The sequence below is a fragment of the Streptomyces sp. NPDC059695 genome (genome assembly GCF_042733785.1).
In the GTDB taxonomy this organism is placed as follows: Bacteria; Actinomycetota; Actinomycetes; order Streptomycetales; family Streptomycetaceae; genus Streptomyces.
This window is the reverse complement of sequence record NZ_JBHWFF010000022.1, coordinates 118,206-138,354: the sequence shown is the minus strand read 5'-3', so window position 1 is coordinate 138,354 and position 20,149 is coordinate 118,206. Positions and strand designations below refer to the sequence as shown.

General features: G+C 71.0%; 17 protein-coding genes. 1 reads left to right on the top strand and 16 read right to left on the bottom strand.

Annotated elements, in window-relative coordinates; translation table 11 throughout:
• Positions 1 to 4: 4 nt before the first annotated feature.
• Positions 5 to 1,342: a peptidase gene (locus ACFV2S_RS26125; RefSeq protein ID WP_385563717.1), complete on the bottom strand. Its 1,338-nt coding sequence runs from the start codon at positions 1,340 to 1,342 to the stop codon at positions 5 to 7.
• A gap of 291 nt (positions 1,343 to 1,633) precedes the next feature.
• Here ACFV2S_RS26125 and fahA point away from each other — a divergent pair, with 291 nt between their 5' ends.
• Positions 1,634 to 2,860: a fumarylacetoacetase gene (gene fahA, locus ACFV2S_RS26120; protein ID WP_385563714.1), complete on the top strand. Its 1,227-nt coding sequence runs from the start codon at positions 1,634 to 1,636 to the stop codon at positions 2,858 to 2,860.
• 3 nt (positions 2,861 to 2,863) lie between these two features.
• On the opposite strand, the gene ACFV2S_RS26115 is transcribed toward fahA, so the two are convergent.
• The 15 genes from ACFV2S_RS26115 to ACFV2S_RS26045 form a co-directional block, all read right to left on the bottom strand.
• Positions 2,864 to 3,688 (bottom strand): carbohydrate-binding protein, encoded by an 825-nt coding sequence (locus tag ACFV2S_RS26115; protein WP_385563710.1) that lies wholly within the window; start codon positions 3,686 to 3,688, stop codon positions 2,864 to 2,866.
• A gap of 41 nt (positions 3,689 to 3,729) precedes the next feature.
• A complete protein-coding gene (locus tag ACFV2S_RS26110) occupies positions 3,730 to 4,524 on the bottom strand; it encodes a helix-turn-helix domain-containing protein (protein WP_385563707.1) in 795 nt (264 codons plus the stop codon).
• A 254-nt stretch (positions 4,525 to 4,778) separates the two neighbouring features.
• Entirely contained in the window at positions 4,779 to 6,428 is a 1,650-nt protein-coding gene (nuoN, locus tag ACFV2S_RS26105) for an NADH-quinone oxidoreductase subunit NuoN (protein ID WP_385563704.1), read from the bottom strand.
• Complete coding sequence (locus ACFV2S_RS26100) at positions 6,425 to 8,005, bottom strand: NADH-quinone oxidoreductase subunit M (RefSeq protein WP_383789516.1); 1,581 nt, start codon at positions 8,003 to 8,005, stop codon at positions 6,425 to 6,427. The genes nuoN and ACFV2S_RS26100 overlap by 4 nt, the downstream gene beginning before the upstream one ends.
• A gap of 5 nt (positions 8,006 to 8,010) precedes the next feature.
• Positions 8,011 to 9,903, bottom strand: coding sequence for an NADH-quinone oxidoreductase subunit L (gene nuoL, locus ACFV2S_RS26095; RefSeq protein ID WP_385563699.1), 1,893 nt, complete (start codon positions 9,901 to 9,903; stop codon positions 8,011 to 8,013).
• 10 nt (positions 9,904 to 9,913) lie between these two features.
• Positions 9,914 to 10,213, bottom strand: a complete 300-nt coding sequence (nuoK, locus tag ACFV2S_RS26090) for an NADH-quinone oxidoreductase subunit NuoK (protein WP_017239464.1) — start codon at positions 10,211 to 10,213, stop codon at positions 9,914 to 9,916.
• Positions 10,210 to 11,037 (bottom strand): NADH-quinone oxidoreductase subunit J, encoded by an 828-nt coding sequence (locus ACFV2S_RS26085; protein WP_383789510.1) that lies wholly within the window; start codon positions 11,035 to 11,037, stop codon positions 10,210 to 10,212. The genes nuoK and ACFV2S_RS26085 overlap by 4 nt, the downstream gene beginning before the upstream one ends.
• On the bottom strand, positions 11,034 to 11,630 hold the full coding sequence (gene nuoI, locus ACFV2S_RS26080; RefSeq protein ID WP_383789507.1) for an NADH-quinone oxidoreductase subunit NuoI: 597 nt from the start codon (positions 11,628 to 11,630) through the stop codon (positions 11,034 to 11,036). Before nuoI ends, ACFV2S_RS26085 begins: the two co-directional genes overlap by 4 nt.
• The gene (gene nuoH / locus ACFV2S_RS26075; RefSeq protein WP_385563695.1) at positions 11,605 to 12,966 is read right to left on the bottom strand and encodes an NADH-quinone oxidoreductase subunit NuoH; all 1,362 of its coding nucleotides are present in this window, start codon (positions 12,964 to 12,966) and stop codon (positions 11,605 to 11,607) included. Before nuoH ends, nuoI begins: the two co-directional genes overlap by 26 nt.
• Positions 12,963 to 15,446: an NADH-quinone oxidoreductase subunit G gene (locus ACFV2S_RS26070; RefSeq protein WP_385563692.1), complete on the bottom strand. Its 2,484-nt coding sequence runs from the start codon at positions 15,444 to 15,446 to the stop codon at positions 12,963 to 12,965. The genes nuoH and ACFV2S_RS26070 overlap by 4 nt, the downstream gene beginning before the upstream one ends.
• Entirely contained in the window at positions 15,443 to 16,795 is a 1,353-nt protein-coding gene (gene nuoF / locus ACFV2S_RS26065) for an NADH-quinone oxidoreductase subunit NuoF (RefSeq protein ID WP_385563689.1), read from the bottom strand. The genes ACFV2S_RS26070 and nuoF overlap by 4 nt, the downstream gene beginning before the upstream one ends.
• Positions 16,792 to 17,532, bottom strand: a complete 741-nt coding sequence (gene nuoE / locus ACFV2S_RS26060; protein ID WP_383792634.1) for an NADH-quinone oxidoreductase subunit NuoE — start codon at positions 17,530 to 17,532, stop codon at positions 16,792 to 16,794. The genes nuoF and nuoE overlap by 4 nt, the downstream gene beginning before the upstream one ends.
• Positions 17,529 to 18,851 carry an NADH-quinone oxidoreductase subunit D gene (locus tag ACFV2S_RS26055; RefSeq protein WP_383792631.1) on the bottom strand — a complete coding sequence of 441 codons (1,323 nt, stop codon included), beginning with the start codon at positions 18,849 to 18,851 and terminating at the stop codon, positions 17,529 to 17,531. The genes nuoE and ACFV2S_RS26055 overlap by 4 nt, the downstream gene beginning before the upstream one ends.
• On the bottom strand, positions 18,851 to 19,582 hold the full coding sequence (locus tag ACFV2S_RS26050) for an NADH-quinone oxidoreductase subunit C (protein ID WP_383792628.1): 732 nt from the start codon (positions 19,580 to 19,582) through the stop codon (positions 18,851 to 18,853). The genes ACFV2S_RS26055 and ACFV2S_RS26050 overlap by 1 nt, the downstream gene beginning before the upstream one ends.
• The gene (locus ACFV2S_RS26045; protein WP_030318842.1) at positions 19,579 to 20,133 is read right to left on the bottom strand and encodes an NADH-quinone oxidoreductase subunit B family protein; all 555 of its coding nucleotides are present in this window, start codon (positions 20,131 to 20,133) and stop codon (positions 19,579 to 19,581) included. The genes ACFV2S_RS26050 and ACFV2S_RS26045 overlap by 4 nt, the downstream gene beginning before the upstream one ends.
• Positions 20,134 to 20,149: the final 16 nt, after the last annotated feature.

The window sequence follows — 20,149 nt, the reverse complement described above, 5'->3', positions numbered from 1 at the left end:
GGGGTTACGCCTGCGCGCCGGCCTTGCGGCGGCGGGCGACGACCAGCGCGCCGGCGCCCAGGGCGACGGCCCCGGCCGCGGCGTAGCCGAGCGGCAGGGTGTCGTTCGCACCGGTGGCGGCGAGGGTGCCGTTCACGGGGGTGTTCGACGAACCGCCCTGCTGGGTGGTGTTCGCGTTGCCACCGGTGGTGGCGCTCGGAGCCGGGGTCGGCGTCGCGGTCGTCTCCGACGGCTTCGGCGTGGGCTTGTCGCCCTTGTCGGCGGCGAGGATGTCGAAGGTCACGTTCGCGAAGTCGTCGCCGACGCCGCAGCTGCCGTCGTTGTTCTCGTACTCGCCGTAACCGAAGACCATGCCCTTGCCGGCGGCGGCCTTCGCGTCGACCGTGAGGCGGAGCTTCACGTCGTAGCTGGCGCCCTTGGCGAGCTTGCCGACCTCGATGGAGTCGAACTCCTCGGTGAACCGGGTCCACTCCGGGGCGTCGGCGGAGGACCACTCGAGCGGGAGGACGAGCTTGGAGAAGTCCGTGTCCTCGTCGATCTCCTCGCCGGCCGCGGGCTGCCGCATGGCGTTCGCGTAGGCGTTGACGACGTCCAGGGCGTGGTCGGAGGTGTTGGTGACGCGGAGCGAGAAGACGGTGGGCTGGCCGGCGGTGACCTGCTTCGGTCCGGTCAGCTTGACCTTGACCGCGGGGTCCTCCGTGCACTCCTCCCCGATCTCCTCGTAGAAGGCGAGCTCCTCCTTGGCGTCGTCGAGGTCCTTCTTGGCGGCCTTCTCGACCTTCTGGGCGAGGCCGAGCACCCGCCACGCCTCGACGTCGGCGTCCGCCAGGGCCTTCTGGGCCTCCTTGGCCTTGGCGTCGGCGGCGGTCTTGGCGGCGGCGGCCTCGTCGGCGGTCTTCTTCGCGGCGGTGACCGCGTCGGCGGCGGCCTTCTTGTCCTCGTCGGTCGCCGTCTCGGGCAGGTCCGCCACGGCCTTCTCGGCCTTGGCGAGCGCCTCGTCGGCGGCGGTCTTCGCGGCGGCGGCCTCGTCGGCGGCCTTCTTCGCGGCGTCGGCGGCGACCCTGAGCGGGTGGTCGGCCTTCTCCCGGGCCTCGATGTCGGCCTTGGCCGCGGCGACCTCGGCGACGGCCTCGTCGTACGCCTTCTGCGCCGCGGCGACGGCGGCCTTCAGCTCATCGAGGGACGGCATGTCGTCCTCGGGGTCGTCCTCGTGGCCCGCGGGCTTCTGCGAGGGCGCGGACGTCGGCTTGGTGTCGGCGAACGCCGGGGCGGCCGAGAGGAACACGACCGGGGTGGTCACGGCTGCGGCCACGGCGGTCGCCAGAATGCGACGGATCTTCACGTTGTGGACCTTTTCCTGGTCAGAGAAAGACTGCGAAGAATGTGGTGGGCGCGCGCCCGCGGTTCCTTCACGCGGCGCGACACCACCGTGATCGTAGGGCCGGAATCAGGCCGACGGCAGCCCTGTTTCCGCAGCTCGCGGGGGTGTTCCGGACGCTCTCGCGACACAACCCCCCCATACGTGGACAGTTGCCCACGGAGGCCGCACTTTCTGTGTGATCCATGTCATCCGCGCCCGGCGGCCCGACCCGTAACGTGTCCCCCACACACGTGGAAAGCGAGGCACGCACCGATGTCCGAGCACAGCCCGCTCGACCTGGCCGAGGGCGATCCCTTCGGCCCGCACAACCTCCCGTACGGCGTCTTCTCCACCGCCGACGAGCCCGGGCGGCGCCGGCTCGGCGTCCGCATCGGCGGGCACGTCCTGGACGCCGGTGCCGCGGCGCACGCGCTCGGCTCCCCGTACGCGGCGCTGCTCGCGCAGCCGAGCCTCAACCCGCTCCTCGCGGCCGGGCGGACCGCCTGGCGCGACGTCCGCCGGGCGCTGACGGCCTGGGTGACGGTGCCCGCGCACCGCGCGGACATCGAGCCGCTGCTGCACCCGCTGGACGCGGTGACGCTGCACCTGCCCTACGAGGTCGCGGACTACGTCGACTTCTACGCGAGCGAGCACCACGCGACGAACGTGGGGAAGATCTTCCGCCCCGACGGCGACGCGCTCACCCCCAACTGGAAGCACCTGCCGATCGGTTACCACGGCCGTGCGGGCACGATCGTGGTGTCCGGCACCGACGTCGTGCGCCCCTCGGGGCAGCGCAAGGCCCCGTCCGACCCGGCCCCGGTCTTCGGCCCCTCGGTCAAGCTGGACATCGAGGCGGAGGTCGGCTTCCTGGTCGGCACCCCGTCGGAGCTCGGGAAGCCGGTCCCGCTGGCGGACTTCCGGGACCACGTCTTCGGTCTGACGCTGCTCAACGACTGGTCCGCGCGGGACGTGCAGGCCTGGGAGTACGTGCCGCTGGGCCCGTTCCTCGGCAAGTCGTTCCAGACCTCGGTCTCGGCGTGGGTGACGCCCCTGGAGGCCCTGGACGCGGCCCGCACGGCACCGCCCGCCCGGGACCTCCCCCTCCTGCCGTACCTGGACGACGCGGCCGAGGAGGAGCCGGGCGGCTTCGACCTGCGGATCTCCGTGGAGATCAACGGCGAGGTGGTGGCCGAGCCGCCGTTCTCCTCCATGTACTGGACGGCGGCCCAGCAGCTCGCCCACATGACGGTGAACGGCGCCTCGCTCCGCACGGGCGACCTGTACGGCTCCGGCACGGTCTCCGGGCCCGAGGTCAACCAGCGCGGCTCGCTCCTGGAGCTCACCTGGAACGGCCGCGACGCCCTCGAACTGCCGGGCGGTAAGCGGACGTTCCTGGAGGACGGCGACGAGGTCGTCCTCACCGCCTGGGCCCCGGGTCCGGACGGCACCCGGGTGACCCTCGGTGAGGTCCGCGGCCGGATCGTGCCCTCGGCCTGAGCCTCAGACGGCCCGCCAGAGGGCGGGGACGTTCGGCGGCTCCCAGCCGGCCTGGGCCGTGTGCGCCTGGAGGCACGCGTAGCCCCGGCCGCCGTAGGTGACGGCGTCCCCGGCCTTGTAGGCCCGTCCGGCGGTCCAGGTACCGCCGGGCGGGGCGGTGGTCGCGGTCGACGTCGGTGTCGGCGTCGGGCCCGGGTCCTGCGGGACGTCGAGCACGAAGTCGAAGGCGGCCTCCCGGCCGCCGCCGCCGTCCCGGACGGTCATCAGCAGCCGCGCGTCGAAGAGCGAGTCGGTGTTGTTCCGGGGCTCGTTCGGGAAGTACAGCTGGGTGGTGAGCACCGGCCGTCCGGGCGCCTGCACCTTGACGTGGAGGTGGCGGGTGCGGCCCGGGTAGAGCCCGGGGACGATCGTGGTGAGGGTGAAGCCGCCGTCGGCGCCGGTGAACTGGTGCCCGCGGAACTTGAACCCGGTGTTGTCGTAGGCGCCGTTGGTGTCGGCCTGCCAGAAGTCCAGCAGGACCCCGGATATCGGCCGGCAGGCCCGCCCGAAGACGTAGCCGCTGACGGTCAGCCGCGTGCCGGGGCCGTCCAGGAGGCTGCTGCGCAGCGGGGAGGACGGCTTGAAGTAGGGCCCCTCCATCTGCGGCGGGGTGGGGTCGTCGCCGTCGTCGCAGTCCGGGGTGAGGTCGAGGGGCGCCGCGCCGTCGGTCAGGGTCCGGGCGAGGGCGGGGACGCCCATGAGTACGGCGGGTACGGCCATGCCGGCCGCGACCGCGGCCCTCAGCACGGCCTTGCGGGTGACGTGCCCGGTGCTGGTCTCGCTGTCCATGTGCCTGGCTCCTCGGGTGGGGGGCTGGGATCGGCACGAACCTACGAGCCCCCGCCGCCGCCTTCGAGGGACGGAACCGGGCGGTCGTGGTGTTTTCGGAAGTCGCCCGGACTGTGCCCGACCTCCCGCCGGAAGAAGCGGCAGAAGTAGGCGGGGTCGTCGAAGCCGACCCGCGCGGCCACCTGCCGCACGGACAGGCGCGTGGAGACCAGCAGCCGCTGCGCCTCCCGGGCCCGCGCCTCCCGCAGCAGTGCGGCGGGCGTCCGGCCGGTGGCGCACCGCACGGCCTCGTTCAGATGTCCCGCGGACACTCCGAGCCGCCCGGCGCACTCCCGTACGGACACCCCCTCGGCGGCGGCCCGGCCGGCGAGGGCCAGGAACTCCTCGGCGAGCCCCCGCGGCGGGGCGGGCGCCGCGCGCTCCCCGGGCACCCGGGCGGCCCGCACGAGCAGCACGTGCAGCAGCGACCGCAGCACCCCCGCGAAGCCGTCGTCGCCGCGCCGGTACTCGTCGGCCAGCTCCTCCATCAGCCGGGAGGTCCGTTCGTGCGCGGCGAGGTCGAGTCCCACCCAGGGCCGGTCCCCGAGCCGCCGGAGGAGCTCCTCGTCGCCCACCCCGCCCACGAGGAACTCGGGGGTGAAGAGCACCAGCGACCCTTCGAGTCCGCGTACGCCCTCCCATCGGTGCACCTGTCCGGGGAGGATGACCCCGAGCTGCGGCGGCCGGACGGGGTGGCGCTCGGTGTCGAGCACGTGGGTGCCCGTGCCGTCCACGACGTGGACGATCTCGTAGAAGGTGTGCCGGTGCGGATAGTCGGCCCGGGACATCGGCCCCATGGCGTCGAATCCCCCGGCGGCGAAGGGCACTTGGCCCGGGCGTCGCAGTTCGAGCCGGTGCACCGGCGGCTCTCCGTCCCGGGGCACGGCGCTGGGCGCCCCGGGTAAGACCGTGGTCCCGCGCACAGGACCCCCTCCCCAAGAGGTACAGACCAATAGGCGCGTCCACGATGCCACGCCCCGCGCGCCGTGTCAGGACCGCGAAGGGGCCCGGCTCGCCCCCGAGCCGGGCCCCTTCGCGCGCGCGGTCCGCGCTACCGCACGAACACGCTCGCCTGGTTCGCCAGGTCCAGGAAGTACTGGGGGGCGAGGCCGAGGACCACGGTGACCGCGACGCCCGCCGCGATCGTGATGCCCGTCAGGGGCGAGGGCACGGCGACCGTGGGGCCGTCCGCCTTCGGCTCGCTGAAGAACATCAGCACGATGACCCGGATGTAGAAGAAGGCGGCGATCGCCGAGGAGATCACACCGACCACGACGAGGGCGCCCGCGCCACCGTCCGCCGCCGCCTTGAAGACCGCGAACTTCCCGGAGAAGCCGGAGGTCAGCGGGATGCCGGCGAAGGCGAGCAGGAAGACCGCGAAGACCGCCGCGACGAGCGGCGAACGACGCCCGAGACCGGCCCACTTGGACAGGTGGGTGGCCTCGCCGCCCGCGTCCCGGACCAGGGTGACGACGGCGAAGGCGCCGATCGTCACGAAGGAGTACGCCCCCAGGTAGAAGAGGACGGACGAGATCCCGCTCGGGGTGGCGGCGATGACACCGGCGAGCAGGAAGCCCGCGTGCGCGATCGACGAGTACGCCAGGAGGCGCTTGATGTCGGTCTGGGTGATGGCGACGATCGCACCGCCGAGCATGGTGACGACGGCGACGCCCCACATGACCGGCCGCCAGTCCCAGGTGAGGCCGGGGAGCACCACGTACAGCAGGCGGAGCAGCGCGCCGAAGGCGGCGACCTTGGTGGCGGCGGCCATGAAGCCGGTGACCGGGGTCGGGGCTCCCTGGTAGACGTCCGGGGTCCACATGTGGAACGGCACGGCGCCGATCTTGAAGAGCAGTCCCATGAGGACCATCGCGAAGCCGATGAGCAGCAGTACGTCGTTGCCCATGGTGTCGGCGAGCGCCGGGTCGACGGAGCCGATGGAGCCGTCGACGACACGGGCGATGGTGGCGTACGAGACGGAGCCCGCGTAGCCGTAGAGCAGGGCGATCCCGAAGAGCAGGAAGGCCGAGGAGAAGGCGCCGAGCAGGAAGTACTTGACGGCCGCCTCCTGCGACATCAGCCGCTTGCGGCGGGCGACGGCGCAGAGCAGGTACAGCGGGAGGGAGAAGACCTCCAGGGCGACGAAGAGCGTCAGGAGGTCGTTGGCGGCCGGGAAGACCAGCATGCCGGCGATCGCGAAGAGCGCCAGCGGGAACACCTCGGTGGTGGTGAACCCGGCCTTCACGGCGGCCTTCTCCTGGTCGCTGCCGGGGACGGCGGCGGCCTCGGCGGCGAAGGAGTCGACCTTGTGGCCGTGGTCGGCCGGGTCGAGCCTGCGCTCGGCGAAGGTGAAGACCGCCACCAGGGAGGCGAGCAGAATGGTGCCCTGGAGGAAGAGGGCGGGTCCGTCGACGGCGATGGCGCCCATGGCCGCGATGTGGGCCTTGGTGGAGCCGTATCCGCCCGCCGCCAGGCCGACGATGGCGGCGAAGGCGGCGACGAGCGCGAGGACGGACAGGAACACCTGGCTGTGGTAGCGGCCCCTGCGGGGCACGAAGGCCTCGACGAGGACGCTGACGAGCGCGGCGCCGAGCACGATGAGCACGGGCGAGAGCTGCGTGTACTCGATGTGGGGCGCCGGGATCTTGTCCAGCGGCTCGGCAGCTGTCGTCCACAAGCTGTGGACAGCCATGGAACTCACTTGGCCGCCTCCACGTTCTGAATCTGGGGCTGGGGGTCCTTCTGCTGGACGTCGGACATGGTGTGCTCCACGGCCGGGTTGACGACGTCCGTCAGCGGCTTCGGGAAGACCCCGAGGAAGATGAGGACGGCGATCAGCGGGACGACCACGGCCAGCTCGCGCGCCTTCAGGTCGGGCAGCGCCCGCACCTCCTCCTTCACCGGCCCGGTCATCGTCCGCTGGTACAGGACGAGGGTGTAGAGCGCGGCGAGGACGATGCCGGTGGTGGCGATGATCCCGGCCACCGGATACCGGGCGTACGTGCCGACCAGGACCAGGAACTCGCTGACGAACGGCGCGAGTCCGGGCAGCGACAGGGTCGCGAGGCCGCCGATCAGGAAGGTTCCGGCGAGGACCGGGGCGACCTTCTGCACGCCGCCGTAGTCGGCGATGAGCCGCGAGCCGCGCCGGGAGATCAGGAAGCCGGCGACGAGCATCAGCGCGGCCGTCGAGATGCCGTGGTTGACCATGTAGAGCGTGGCACCGGACTGGCCCTGGGTGGTCATCGCGAAGATGCCCAGGATGATGAAGCCGAAGTGCGAGATCGAGGCGTAGGCGACCAGGCGCTTGATGTCCCGCTGGCCGACCGCGACCAGCGCGCCGTACACGATGCTGATGAGCGCGAGGACGACGATCGCGGGGGTGGCCCACTTGCTCGCCTCGGGGAAGAGGCCGAGGCAGAAGCGGAGCATCGCGAAGGTGCCGACCTTGTCGACGACGGCGGTGATGAGGACGGCGACCGGGGCGGTGGCCTCCCCCATCGCGTTCGGCAGCCACGTGTGCAGCGGCCAGAGCGGCGCCTTCACCGCGAAGGCGAAGAAGAAGCCGAGGAACAGCCACCGCTCGGTGCTGGTCGCCATCTCCAGGGAGCCGTTGGCCCGGGCCTCGGCGATCTCGGTGAGCGAGAAGTTCCCCGCGACCACGTAGAGGCCGATGACGGCGGCCAGCATGATCAGGCCGCCGACGAGGTTGTAGAGCAGGAACTTGACCGCCGCGTAGGAGCGCTGGGCCGCCGCGTTCTCGTCGGAGCCGCTGTGGGCGCGGTCGCCGAAGCCGCCGATGAGGAAGTACATCGGGATGAGCATGGCTTCGAAGAGGATGTAGAAGAGGAAGACGTCGGTGGCCTCGAAGGAGAGGATCACCATCGCCTCGACCATGAGGATCAGGGCGAAGAAGCCCTGCGTCGGCCGCCACCGCTTCGAGGAGGTCTCCAGCGGATCGGCGTCGTGCCAGCCGGCCAGGACGACGAACGGGATCAGCAGGGCGGTGAGCGCGATGAGCGCCACCCCGATGCCGTCGACCCCGAGCTCGTACCGGACGCCGAAGTCCTTGATCCAGGAGTGGGATTCGACCAGCTGGTAGCGGTCGCCGCCGGGCTCGAACCGGGCCCAGACCACCCCGGCCAGGACCAGCGTGGCGAGCGAGACGGTCAGCGCCAGCCACTTGGCTGCGGTGCGGCGAGCCGCGGGGACGGCGGCGGTGAGGATCGCACCGACCGCCGGCACCGCTGCCGTCACCGTAAGGAGCGGGAAGGACATGGTGGTTACACCGCCCTCATCAGCAGGGTCGCGGCGATCAGCACCGCCGTACCTCCGAACATGGAGACCGCGTACGAGCGGACGTAGCCGTTCTGGAGCTTGCGCAGCCGGCCGGAGAGTCCGCCGACCGCGGCCGCGGTGCCGTTGACGACGCCGTCGACCAGGCTGTGGTCGACATAGACCAGCGAGCGCGTCAGGTGCGTGCCGCCGGTGACGAAGACCGCGTGGTTGAAGTCGTCCTGGAGCAGGTCGCGGCGGGCGGCCCGGGTGAGGAGCGAGCCGCGCGGGGCGACCACGGGGACGGGCTTGCGGCCGTACTGGAGGTACGCGAGGCCGACGCCGATCACCATGACGGCGACGGTGGCGGTGGTGACGGCCGCGGCGCTGATCGGCGCGTGGCCGTGCTCGAAGCCGGTGACCGGCTCCAGCCACTCGACGAACCCGGCGAACTCGAAGAGCGCGCCCGCGGCGACCGAGCCGACGGCGAGGAGCACCATCGGGATCACCATGGACTTCGGCGACTCGTGCGGGTGCGGCGGCTCGCCCTTCTCGTCGGGCTGCCAGCGCTTCTCGCCGAAGAAGGTCATCAGCATCACGCGGGTCATGTAGTACGCGGTGATGGCCGCGCCGAGCAGGGTGACCGAGCCGAGGATCCAGCCCTCGGTGCCGCCCTTGGCGAAGGCCGCCTCGATGATCTTGTCCTTGGAGAAGAAGCCGGACAGGCCCGGGAAGCCGATGATCGCGAGGTAGCCGAGGCCGAAGGTGATGAAGGTGACCGGCATGTACTTCCGCAGGCCGCCGTACTTCCGCATGTCGACCTCGTCGTTCATGCCGTGCATGACGGATCCGGCACCGAGGAAGAGCCCGGCCTTGAAGAAGCCGTGCGTCACCAGGTGCATGATCGCGAAGACGTAGCCGATGGGGCCGAGGCCGGCCGCCAGGATCATGTAGCCGATCTGCGACATCGTCGAACCGGCGAGCGCCTTCTTGATGTCGTCCTTCGCGCAACCGACGATCGCACCGAAGAGGAGCGTGACCGCGCCGACGACGGTGACGACGAGCTGCGCGTCCGGCGCGGCGTTGAAGATGTCGGCGGAGCGGACGATCAGATAGACACCGGCGGTCACCATCGTGGCCGCGTGGATGAGGGCCGAGACCGGGGTCGGGCCCTCCATCGCGTCCCCGAGCCAGGACTGCAGCGGTACCTGGGCCGACTTGCCGCAGGCGGCGAGGAGCAGCATCAGGCCGATCGCGGTCAGCTTGCCCTCGGAGGCCTGGTCGGTCGCCGCGAGCACCGGCCCGAAGGCGAAGGTGCCGAAGGTGGTGAACATGATCATGATGGCGATCGAGAGGCCCATGTCGCCGACCCGGTTGACCAGGAAGGCCTTCTTCGCGGCGGTGGCCGCGGTGGGCTTGTGCTGCCAGAAGCCGATCAGGAGGTACGAGGCGAGGCCGACGCCCTCCCAGCCGAAGTACAGCAGCAGGTAGTTGTCGGCGAGGACGAGCAGGAGCATCGCCGCGACGAACAGGTTGAGGTAGCCGAAGAACCGGCGGCGGCGCTCGTCGTGCTCCATGTAGCCGATGGAGTAGACGTGGATGAGCGTGCCGACCCCGGTGATCAGCAGGACGAAGGTCATCGACAGCTGGTCGAGCTGGAAGGCCATGTCCGCCTGGAAGCCCTCGACGGGGATCCAGGTGTAGAGCATCTGGTGCAGGGCCCGGTCGTCGGCACTCTTGCCGAGCATGTCGGCGAAGAGCGCCAGGCCGAGCGCGAACGAGACGGCCGCGAGGGCCGTGCCGATCCAGTGCCCGTACCGGTCGAGCCGCCGCCCGCCGAGGAGCAGCACCGCCGCGCCGAGCAGGGGCGCGCCGATGAGCAGCGCAATGAGATTTTCCACGGTCAGCCCCTCACAGCTTCATCAGGCTGGCGTCGTCGACCGAGGCCGAGTGGCGGGCACGGAAGACGGACACGATGATCGCGAGCCCGACGACGACCTCCGCGGCGGCGACGACCATCGTGAAGAACGCGATGATCTGGCCGTCGAGGTTGCCGTGCATGCGGGAGAACGTGACGAACGCGAGGTTGCAGGCGTTGAGCATGAGCTCCACGCACATGAAGACGACGATCGCGTTGCGCCGGATCAGCACCCCGGCCGCACCGATGGTGAACAGCAGGGCGGCGAGGTACAGGTAGTTGACGGGATTCACCGGGTGGCCTCCTCTTCGTCCCGGTCCCGGCCGAGCCGCTCCTCGGAGCGCTGCTCCAGGGCCTTGAGGTCGGCCATCGCCTCGGTGGACACGTCCCGGATCTGGCCCCGCTTGCGCAGGGTCTGCATGACGGTGAGCTCGGCGGGGGTGCCGTCGGGCAGCAGACCGGCGATGTCCACGGCGTTGTGCCGGGCGTACACGCCGGGGGCGGGCAGCGGCGGCACGTGCGAGCCCTCGCGCACGCGCTGCTCGGAGAGCTCGCGCTGGGTGCGGGCCCGCTCGGTGCGCTCGCGGTGGGTGAGCACCATCGCGCCGACGGCCGCCGTGATGAGCAGCGCGCCGGTGATCTCGAAGGCGAAGACGTACTTGGTGAAGATGAGGGCGGCGAGTCCCTCGACGTTCCCGCCGTGGGCGCTGTTGGCCGCGCCGAGGCCGGCGAACTCCGTCAGCGAGGCGTTGCCGATGCCGGCGGCCAGCAGGATGCCGAAGCCGAGGCCGCAGGCGGCGGCCCACCAGCGCTGCCCCTTGATGGTCTCCTTCAGCGAGTCCGCGGCCGTGACACCGACCAGCATGACGACGAAGAGGAAGAGCATCATGATCGCGCCGGTGTAGACGACGATCTGGACGATGCCGAGGAAGTACGCGCCGTTGGCGAGGTAGAAGACCGCCAGGACGATCATGGTCCCGGCGAGCGAGAGCGCCGAGTGCACGGCCTTCCTCATCAGGATCGTGGACAGCGCGCCGACGACGGCGACGGTGCCGAGGACCCAGAACTGGAAGGCCTCACCGGTGGACGTCGTGTACGCCGCGAGGTTCGCGCTCATGCCTCCGCCCCCTCCGGCTCGCCCTTCTCCCCCTTGGAGACGGCGACCTGACGGACCGTGCCGGGTGCGGCCCCGGTGACCAGGCCCCGGTAGTAGTCCTGCTCGGTCATGCCCGGGAAGATCGCGTGCGGCGAGTCGACCATCTCCTCCTCCAGGCCCGCGAGGAGCTGCTCCTTGGTGTAGATCAGGTTCTCGCGGGAGGAGTCGGCCAGTTCGAACTCGTTCGTCATCGTCAGCGCGCGCGTGGGGCACGCCTCGATGCACAGTCCGCAGAGGATGCAGCGGGCGTAGTTGATCTGGTAGACGCGGCCGTACCGCTCGCCCGGCGAGTAGCGCTCCTCGTCGGTGTTGTCCGCGCCCTCGACGTAGATGGCGTCGGCGGGACAGGCCCAGGCGCACAGCTCGCAGCCGACGCACTTCTCCAGACCGTCGGGGTGACGGTTGAGCTGGTGCCGGCCGTGGAAGCGGGGCGCCGTCGTCTTCTGCTGCTCCGGGTACTGCTCGGTCAGCCGCTTCTTGAACATGGCCTTGAAGGTCACGCCGAAGCCGGCCACCGGATTCTGGAAATCAGACACCGTCCGTCTCCTTTCCATCACTCGCAGTAGCAGTATCGGGGGCGCCGCTGACAACGAGGTCCCGGTCGCGCCGGGGCCTGCGCCGGGGCACGGCCGGCAGGGACTGTCCGGGCTTGGGCGGTACGGGGAAGCCGCCGGCCATCGGGTCGAAGGAGGTCTCCTCCGCGGCGCCCGCCCCGGCCGCCTTCGTCTTCCGGTCGCGGAACACGTCGACCAGGAACGACAGCAGCAGCAGCGCGAGGACGGCACCGGCCACGTACAGCACGATGTTGGAGAACGCGATGTTCTCGTTCCGCAGCGCGCGGACGGTGGCGACCAGCATCAGCCAGACCACGGCGACCGGGATGAGGACCTTCCAGCCGAGCTTCATCAGCTGGTCGTAGCGGACGCGGGGCAGGGTGCCGCGGAGCCAGATGAAGAAGAACAGCAGCAGCTGCACCTTGATGACGAACCAGAGCATGGGCCACCAGCCGTGGTTCGCGCCCTCCCAGAAGGTGGAGACCGGGTACGGGGCCCGCCAGCCGCCGAGGAAGAGCGTCACCGACACGGCCGAGACCGTCACCATGTTCACGTACTCGGCGAGCATGAACATCGCGAACTTGATGGACGAGTACTCGGTGTTGAAGCCGCCGACGAGGTCGCCCTCGGACTCCGGCATGTCGAACGGGGCGCGGTTCGTCTCGCCGACCATCGTGACGATGTAGATGATGAACGAGACCGGCAGCAGGATCACGAACCAGCGGTCCGCCTGCGCCTCGACGATCTTCGAGGTCGACATGGACCCGGAGTAGAGGAAGACCGAGGCGAAGGCCGCGCCCATCGCGATCTCGTACGAGATCATCTGCGCGCACGACCGGAGGCCGCCGAGCAGCGGGTACGTGGAGCCGGAGGACCAGCCCGCGAGGACGATGCCGTAGATGCCGACGGAGGCGACCGCGAGGACGTACAGCATCGCGATCGGCAGGTCGGTGAGCTGCATCGCGGTCCGCTGGCCGAAGATCGAGACCTCGTTGCCGGCCGGGCCGAAGGGGATCACGGCGATCGCCATGAAGGCGGGGATCGCGGCGATGATCGGGGCGAGGACGTAGACGACCTTGTCGGCCTTCTTGACGATCACGTCCTCTTTGAGCATCAGCTTGATGCCGTCCGCGAGGGACTGGAGCATGCCCCAGGGGCCGTGCCGGTTGGGGCCGATGCGCAGCTGCATCCAGGCGACGACCTTGCGCTCCCACACGATGGAGAAGAGCACGGTGACCATCAGGAAGGCGAAGCAGAAGACGGCCTTGATCAGCACGAGCCACCAGGGGTCCGTGCCGAACATGGACAGGTCTTCGGCGGCGAGCGGCGTGGTCATGCCTGCACCTCCTGCGGGGTCGCCGGGCCGATGCGGACCAGGTCGCCGGGGTGGGCGCCGGTGTCGGAGAGGACGCCGCGGCCGGCCGAGTTCAGCGGGAGCCAGACGACGCGGTCGGGCATCTCGGTGACCTGGAGCGGGAAGGTGACGGAGCCCGCGGGGCCGGTCACCTCCAGGACGTCGCCGTCCTTGACGCCGGTGTCGGCGGCGGTGGCGGCGGAGAGCCGGGCGACCGCCGCGTGCCGGGTGCCGGCCAGCGCGGTGTCGCCCTCCTGGAGCCTGCCGAGGTCGAGGAGGAGGCGGTGTCCGGCGAGGACGGCCTCCCCGTCCCCGGGCCGGGGCGCGGGCACGGCGTGCGCGGTGGGCTCGGAGGCCCGCTCCTCGGTCCAGCCGCCGAGCCGGTCCAGCTCCCGCCGCGCGGACCGCAGGTCGGGCAGGGCGAGGTGGACGTCGAGGGCGTCGGCCAGCATGTGGAGCACCCGGGCGTCGGTCGGCGCGAGGGGCCGGGTCATCTGCTCGGGCTTCAGCGCGGCCTCGAACAGCCTGGCCCTGCCCTCCCAGTTGAGGAAGGTGCCGGGCTTCTCGGCGACGGCCGCGACGGGCAGGACGACGTCGGCCCGGTCGGTGACCTCGCCGGGCCGCAGCTCCAGGGAGACCACGAAGGCCGCGTCGAGGGCCTCGCGTGCGCGGGCCGGGTCCGGCAGGTCCGCGACCTCGACGCCGGCGACGAGCAGCGCGCCGAGCTCGCCGCCCGCGGCGGCCTCGACGATCTGGCCGGTGTCGCGGCCGTAGCGGTGCGGGAGTTCGCGGACGCCCCAGACGGCGGCGACCTCCTCCCGCGCGCGGGGGTCGGTCGCGGGCCGGCCGCCGGGCAGGAGCGCCGGGAGCGCGCCGGCCTCGACGGCGCCGCGCTCGCCGGAGCGGCGCGGGATCCACACGAGGCGGGCGCCGGTGGCGGCGGAGGCGCGCAGGGCGGCGGTGAGCGCGCCGGGCACGCCGGCGAGCCGCTCGCCGACGGCGAGGACGGCACCCTCCTGGCGGAGGGCCTCGGCCGCGGCGGCGCCGTCCTCGGAGAGGCCGACCCGGGAGGTGAGGGCGTCGAGCCACTCGGTCTCGGTGCCGGGGGCGGCGGGCAGCAGGATGCCGCCCGACTTCTCCAGGCCGCGGGTCGCGAACGGGGCGACGGCGTAGGTCTTCTGGCCGTGCTTGCGCCAGGCCTTGCGGAGCCGCAGGAAGACGCCGGGGGCCTCCTCCTCGGACTCCAGGCCGACGAGGAGCACCGCCGGGGCGGCCTCCAGGGAGGTGTAGGTGACACCCGACCCGTCCAGGTCGCGTCCCCGGCCCGCGACGGCGGAGGCGAGGAAGTCGGCCTCCTCGCCGGAGTGGATCCGGGCCCGGAAGTCGACGTCGTTGGTGTCGAGGGCGACCCGGGCGAACTTGGCGTACGCGTAGGAGTCCTCGACGGTCAGCCTGCCGCCGGTCAGGACGCCGGTCCGGCCGCGGACGAGTCCGCGGGCGGCGGCCTCCAGGGCCTCGGGCCAGGAGGCGGGCTCCAGCTCACCGTTCTCCTGGTTCCGGACGAGCGGGGTGGTCAGCCGGTCGCGCTGCTGGGCGTACCGGAAGCCGAAGCGGCCCTTGTCGCAGATCCACTCCTCGTTGACCTCGGGGTCGTCGGCGGCGAGCCGCCGCATGACCTTGCCGCGCCGGTGGTCGGTGCGGGTGGCGCAGCCGCCGGCGCACTGTTCGCAGACGGACGGCGAGGAGACCAGGTCGAAGGGGCGGGAGCGGAAGCGGTAGGCGGCCGAGGTGAGGGCGCCCACGGGGCAGATCTGGATGGTGTTGCCGGAGAAGTACGACTCGAAGGGGTCGCCCTCGCCGGTGCCGACCTGCTGGAGCGCGCCGCGCTCGATGAGCTCGATCATGGGGTCGCCCGCGACCTGGTTGGAGAAGCGGGTGCAGCGGGCGCACAGGACGCACCGCTCGCGGTCGAGCAGCACCTGGGTGGAGATCGGGACGGGCTTCTCGTACGTCCGCTTGACGCCCTCGAAGCGGGACTCGGCCTGTCCGTGGGACATGGCCTGGTTCTGCAGGGGGCACTCGCCGCCCTTGTCGCAGACGGGGCAGTCCAGCGGGTGGTTGACGAGCAGCAGCTCCATCACGCCGTGCTGGGCCTTCTCGGCGACGGGGCTGGTCAGCTGGGACTTCACCACCATGCCGTCGGTGCAGGTGATGGTGCAGGAGGCCATGGGCTTGCGCTGGCCCTCGACCTCGACGATGCACTGGCGGCAGGCGCCGGCGGGGTCGAGGAGCGGGTGGTCGCAGAACCGCGGGATCTCGATGCCGAGCTGTTCGGCGGCGCGGATGACCAGCGTCCCCTTGGGGACGGAGATCTCGGCGCCGTCGATGGTCAGCGTCACGAGGTCCTCGGGCGGTACGGGCGCGCTGCCGCCGCCGCTGGGGGTGGACGCGATGACGGTCATGCGGTCACCTCCTTGTGGTTGTCCGCCCAGGCGGTCGACTTGGCCGGGTCGAAGGGGCAGCCCTTGCCCGTGATGTGCTGCTCGTACTCGTCGCGGAAGTACTTCAGCGAGGAGAAGATCGGCGAGGCGGCGCCGTCGCCGAGGGCGCAGAACGACTTGCCGTTGATGTTGTCGGCGATGTCGTTGAGCTTGTCGAGGTCGGACATCTTGCCCTTGCCGGCCTCGATGTCGCGGAGCAGCTGGACGAGCCAGTACGTGCCCTCGCGGCAGGGGGTGCACTTGCCGCAGGACTCGTGGGCGTAGAACTCGGTCCAGCGGGTGACGGCCCGGACGACGCAGGTGGTCTCGTCGAAGCACTGGAGCGCCTTGGTGCCGAGCATGGATCCGGCGGCGCCGACGCCCTCGTAGTCGAGGGGCACGTCGAGGTGCTCGTCGGTGAACATGGGGGTGGAGGAGCCGCCGGGCGTCCAGAACTTGAGGCGGTGGCCGGGGCGCATGCCGCCGCTCATGTCGAGGAGCTGGCGCAGGGTGATGCCGAGGGGGGCCTCGTACTGGCCGGGCGAGGCGACGTGCCCGCTGAGCGAGTACAGCGTGAAGCCGGGGGACTTCTCGCTGCCCATCGAGGTGAACCAGTCCTTGCCCTTGTTCAGGATCGCGGGAACCGAGGCGATGGACTCGACGTTGTTCACGACGGTGGGGCAGGCGTACAGACCGGCGACCGCGGGGAAGGGGGGGCGCAGCCGGGGCTGGCCGCGGCGCCCTTCGAGCGAGTCGAGCAGGGCGGTCTCCTCGCCGCAGATGTACGCGCCGGCGCCGGCGTGCACGGTGAGTTCGAGGTTCAGACCGCTGCCGAGGATGTTCCGGCCGAGGTAGCCGGCCGCGTAGGCCTCGCGGACGGCCTCGTGGAGGCGGCGCAGGACGGGGACGACCTCGCCGCGCAGGTAGATGAACGCGTGCTCGGAGCGGATCGCGTAGCAGGCGATGATCATTCCCTCGATGAGGGAGTGCGGGTTGGCGAAGAGGAGGGGGATGTCCTTGCAGGTGCCGGGCTCGGACTCGTCGGCGTTGACGACGAGGTAGTGCGGCTTGCCGTCGCCCTGCGGGATGAACTGCCACTTCATGCCGGTGGGGAAGCCGGCGCCGCCGCGTCCGCGGAGGCCGGATTCCTTGACGTACGCGATGAGGTCGTCGGGGCTCATCGCGAGGGCCTTCTTGAGGCCCTGGTAGCCCTCGTGCCGCTCGTAGGTCTCCAGGGTCCAGGAGTCGGGCTGGTCCCAGAAGGCCGAGAGGACGGGTGCGAGCAGCTTCTCGGGGCTGCTGTTGTTGATCTCGGCGGCCAAGGTCATCACTCCCCCTCCTGACTGGCTGCCTCACCGCGCGGGTGGACGATTCGGTGGTTCGGGGTCTCGCCCTTGGCCAGTCGGAGGCCGACGAGGGAGGCGGGGCCCGCGCCGCCGGTGGCCTCGACGGCGCCGGGGCGCTCGTCGGGGAAGCCGGCGAGGATGCGGGCGGTCTCCTTGAAGGTGCACAGCGGGGCGCCGCGGGTGGGTTCGACGGTGCGTCCGGCCCGCAGGTCGTCGACCATCTTCTTGGCGGACTCGGGCGTCTGGTTGTCGAAGAACTCCCAGTTGACCATCACGACGGGCGCGAAGTCGCAGGCGGCGTTGCACTCGATGTGTTCGAGGGTGATGCTGCCGTCCTCGGTGGTCTCGTCGTTGCCGACGCCGAGGTGCTGCTTGAGCTCCTCGAAGATGGCGTCGCCGCCCATGACCGCGCAGAGCGTGTTGGTGCAGACGCCGACCTGGTAGTCGCCGGAGGGCTTGCGCCGGTACATCGTGTAGAAGGTGGCGACCGCGGTGACCTCGGCGGTGGTCAGGCCGAGGAGCTCGGCGCAGAACCGCATGCCGGTGCGGGTCACGTGCCCCTCCTCCGACTGCACGAGGTGCAGCATCGGCAGGAGCGCGGAGCGGGAGTCCGGGTAGCGGGCGATGATCTCCCGGGCGTCCTCCTCCAGGCGGGCGCGGACGTCCGCCGGGTACGCGGGGGCGGGGAGCTGGGGCATGCCCAGACTGATCTGGTCGGTCATCGGTCGACGCCTCCCATCACGGGGTCGATGGAGGCGACGGCGACGATGACGTCGGCGACCTGGCCGCCCTCGCACATCGCGGCCATGGCCTGGAGGTTGGTGAAGGACGGGTCGCGGAAGTGGACCCGGTAGGGGCGGGTGCCGCCGTCGGAGACGACGTGCACGCCGAGCTCCCCCTTGGGGGACTCCACGGCCGCGTAGGCCTGGCCGGCGGGGACCCGGAAGCCCTCGGTGACCAGCTTGAAGTGGTGGATCAGGGCCTCCATGGAGGTGCCCATGATCTTCGCGATGTGGTCGGTGGAGTTGCCCAGGCCGTCGGTGCCGAGGGCGAGCTGCGCCGGCCAGGCGATCTTCTTGTCGCCGACCATGACGTCGCCGGGCTCCAGGCGGTCGAGGCACTGCTCGACGATCCGGAGGGACTGGCGCATCTCCTCCAGGCGGACGAGGAAGCGTCCGTAGGAGTCGCAGGTGTCGGCGGTCGGGACCTCGAAGTCGTAGTTCTCGTAGCCGCAGTACGGGTCGGTCTTCCGCAGGTCGTGCGGGAGGCCCGCCGACCGGAGGATCGGTCCGGTGGCGCCGAGGGCCATGCAGCCGGTGAGGTCGAGGTAGCCGACGTCCTGCATGCGGGCCTTGAAGATGGGGTTGCCGGTGGCGAGCTTGTCGTACTCCGGCAGGTTCTTCTTCATGGTCTTCACGAACTCGCGCACGGCGTCGACGGCGCCGGGCGGGAGGTCCTGGGCGAGGCCGCCGGGGCGGATGAACGCGTGGTTCATGCGCAGGCCGGTGATCAGCTCGTACAGGTCCAGGATCATCTCGCGGTCCCGGAAGCCGTAGATCATGATCGTGGTGGCGCCGAGCTCCATGCCGCCGGTGGCGATGCACACCAGGTGCGAGGAGAGCCGGTTGAGCTCCATGAGCAGGACGCGGATGACGCTGGCGCGGTCCGGGATCTGCTCGGTGATGCCGAGGAGCTTCTCCACGCCGAGGCAGTACGCCGTCTCGTTGTAGAACGAGGTGAGGTAGTCCATGCGCGTGACGAAGGTGGTGCCCTGCGTCCAGGTCCGGAACTCGAGGTTCTTCTCGATGCCGGTGTGGAGGTAGCCGATCCCGCAGCGGGCCTCGGTGACGGTCTCGCCGTCGATCTCCAGGATGAGGCGGAGCACGCCGTGGGTGGACGGGTGCTGGGGCCCCATGTTGACGATGATGCGCTCGTCGTCGGCCTTGGCGGCGGACTGGACGACCTCTTCCCAGTCGCCACCGGTCACCGTGTAGACGGCGCCCTCTGTGGTCTCCCGCGGAGACGCGTGTTCGGTGGACATCAGCTGTACGACCTCCGCTGGTCCGGAGCCGGGATCTGGGCGCCCTTGTACTCGACGGCGATGCCGCCGAGGGGGTAGTCCTTGCGCTGCGGGTGGCCCTGCCAGTCGTCCGGCATCATGATCCGGGTGAGGGCGGGGTGGCCGTCGAAGACGATGCCGAAGAAGTCGTACGTCTCGCGCTCGTGCCAGTCGTTCGTCGGGTAGACCGCGACGAGCGAGGGGATGCGCGGCTCGCTGTCCGGGGCCGAGACCTCCAGGCGGATCAGCCGCCCGTGGGTGAGCGAGCGCAGGTGATAGACGGCGTGCAGCTCGCGGCCCTTGTCGCCGGGGTAGTGCACGCCGGAGACGCCGGTACAGAGCTCGAAGCGGAGCGCCGGGTCGTCGCGCAGGGTGCGGGCCACGCGGACCAGGTGCTCGCGCTCGATGTGGAAGGTGAGCTCGCCGCGGTCGACGACCGTCTTCCCGATGGCGTTCTCCGGGAGGAGCCCCTGCTCCTCCAGCGCGCCTTCGAGTTCGTCGGCGACCTCGTCGAACCAGCCGCCGTACGGGCGGGCGGCCGGGCCGGGGAGCCGGACGGAGCGGACGAGTCCGCCGTAGCCGGAGGTGTCGCCGCCCTTGTCGGCGCCGAACATGCCGCGCTGGACGCGGACCTCCTCGCCGTGGTCCCCGCGCTGGCCGGGCAGGTTCTGCCCGCTCAGCTCCTTCTCGGGGTTGGGTGTCTCGTCACTCACCGGAGCAGACCCTTCAACTCGATGGTCGGCAGTGCCTTGAGCGCCGCCTCCTCCGCCTCACGGGCCGCCTCCTCGGCGTTCACGCCGAGCTTCGAGGACTGGATCTTCTGGTGGAGCTTGAGGATCGCGTCCAGGAGCATCTCCGGACGCGGCGGGCAGCCGGGCAGGTAGATGTCGACCGGCACGATGTGGTCGACGCCCTGCACGATCGCGTAGTTGTTGAACATGCCGCCCGAGGAGGCGCAGACGCCCATGGAGATGACCCACTTGGGGTTGGGCATCTGGTCGTAGACCTGCCTCAGGACGGGCGCCATCTTCTGGCTGACCCGGCCGGCCACGATCATCAGGTCGGCCTGGCGCGGTGAGCCGCGGAAGACCTCCATGCCGAAGCGGGCCAGGTCGTACCGGCCTGCTCCGGTGGTCATCATCTCGATGGCGCAGCAGGCGAGGCCGAAGGTCGCGGGGAACACGGACGCCTTGCGCACCCAGCCCGCGGCCTGTTCGACCGTCGTCAGCAGAAAGCCGCTCGGGAGTTTCTCTTCGAGTCCCATAGGTGCCCCTCAGCCC

Excerpts from the sequence above, each read along its gene's own strand:
- fahA (WP_385563714.1), top strand. The coding sequence starts at position 1,634 with ATGTCCGAGCACAGCCCGCTCGACCTGGCCGAGGGCGATCCCTTCGGC.
- ACFV2S_RS26115 (WP_385563710.1), bottom strand. The coding sequence starts at position 3,688 with ATGGACAGCGAGACCAGCACCGGGCACGTCACCCGCAAGGCCGTGCTG.
- ACFV2S_RS26110 (WP_385563707.1), bottom strand. The coding sequence starts at position 4,524 with ATGGGGCCGATGTCCCGGGCCGACTATCCGCACCGGCACACCTTCTAC.
- ACFV2S_RS26100 (WP_383789516.1), bottom strand. The coding sequence starts at position 8,005 with ATGTCCTTCCCGCTCCTTACGGTGACGGCAGCGGTGCCGGCGGTCGGT.
- ACFV2S_RS26085 (WP_383789510.1), bottom strand. The coding sequence starts at position 11,037 with ATGAGCGCGAACCTCGCGGCGTACACGACGTCCACCGGTGAGGCCTTC.
- nuoI (WP_383789507.1), bottom strand. The coding sequence starts at position 11,630 with ATGGAAAGGAGACGGACGGTGTCTGATTTCCAGAATCCGGTGGCCGGC.
- nuoH (WP_385563695.1), bottom strand. The coding sequence starts at position 12,966 with ATGACCACGCCGCTCGCCGCCGAAGACCTGTCCATGTTCGGCACGGAC.
- ACFV2S_RS26070 (WP_385563692.1), bottom strand. The coding sequence starts at position 15,446 with ATGACCGTCATCGCGTCCACCCCCAGCGGCGGCGGCAGCGCGCCCGTA.
- nuoE (WP_383792634.1), bottom strand. The coding sequence starts at position 17,532 with ATGACCGACCAGATCAGTCTGGGCATGCCCCAGCTCCCCGCCCCCGCG.
- ACFV2S_RS26055 (WP_383792631.1), bottom strand. The coding sequence starts at position 18,851 with ATGTCCACCGAACACGCGTCTCCGCGGGAGACCACAGAGGGCGCCGTC.
- ACFV2S_RS26045 (WP_030318842.1), bottom strand. The coding sequence starts at position 20,133 with ATGGGACTCGAAGAGAAACTCCCGAGCGGCTTTCTGCTGACGACGGTC.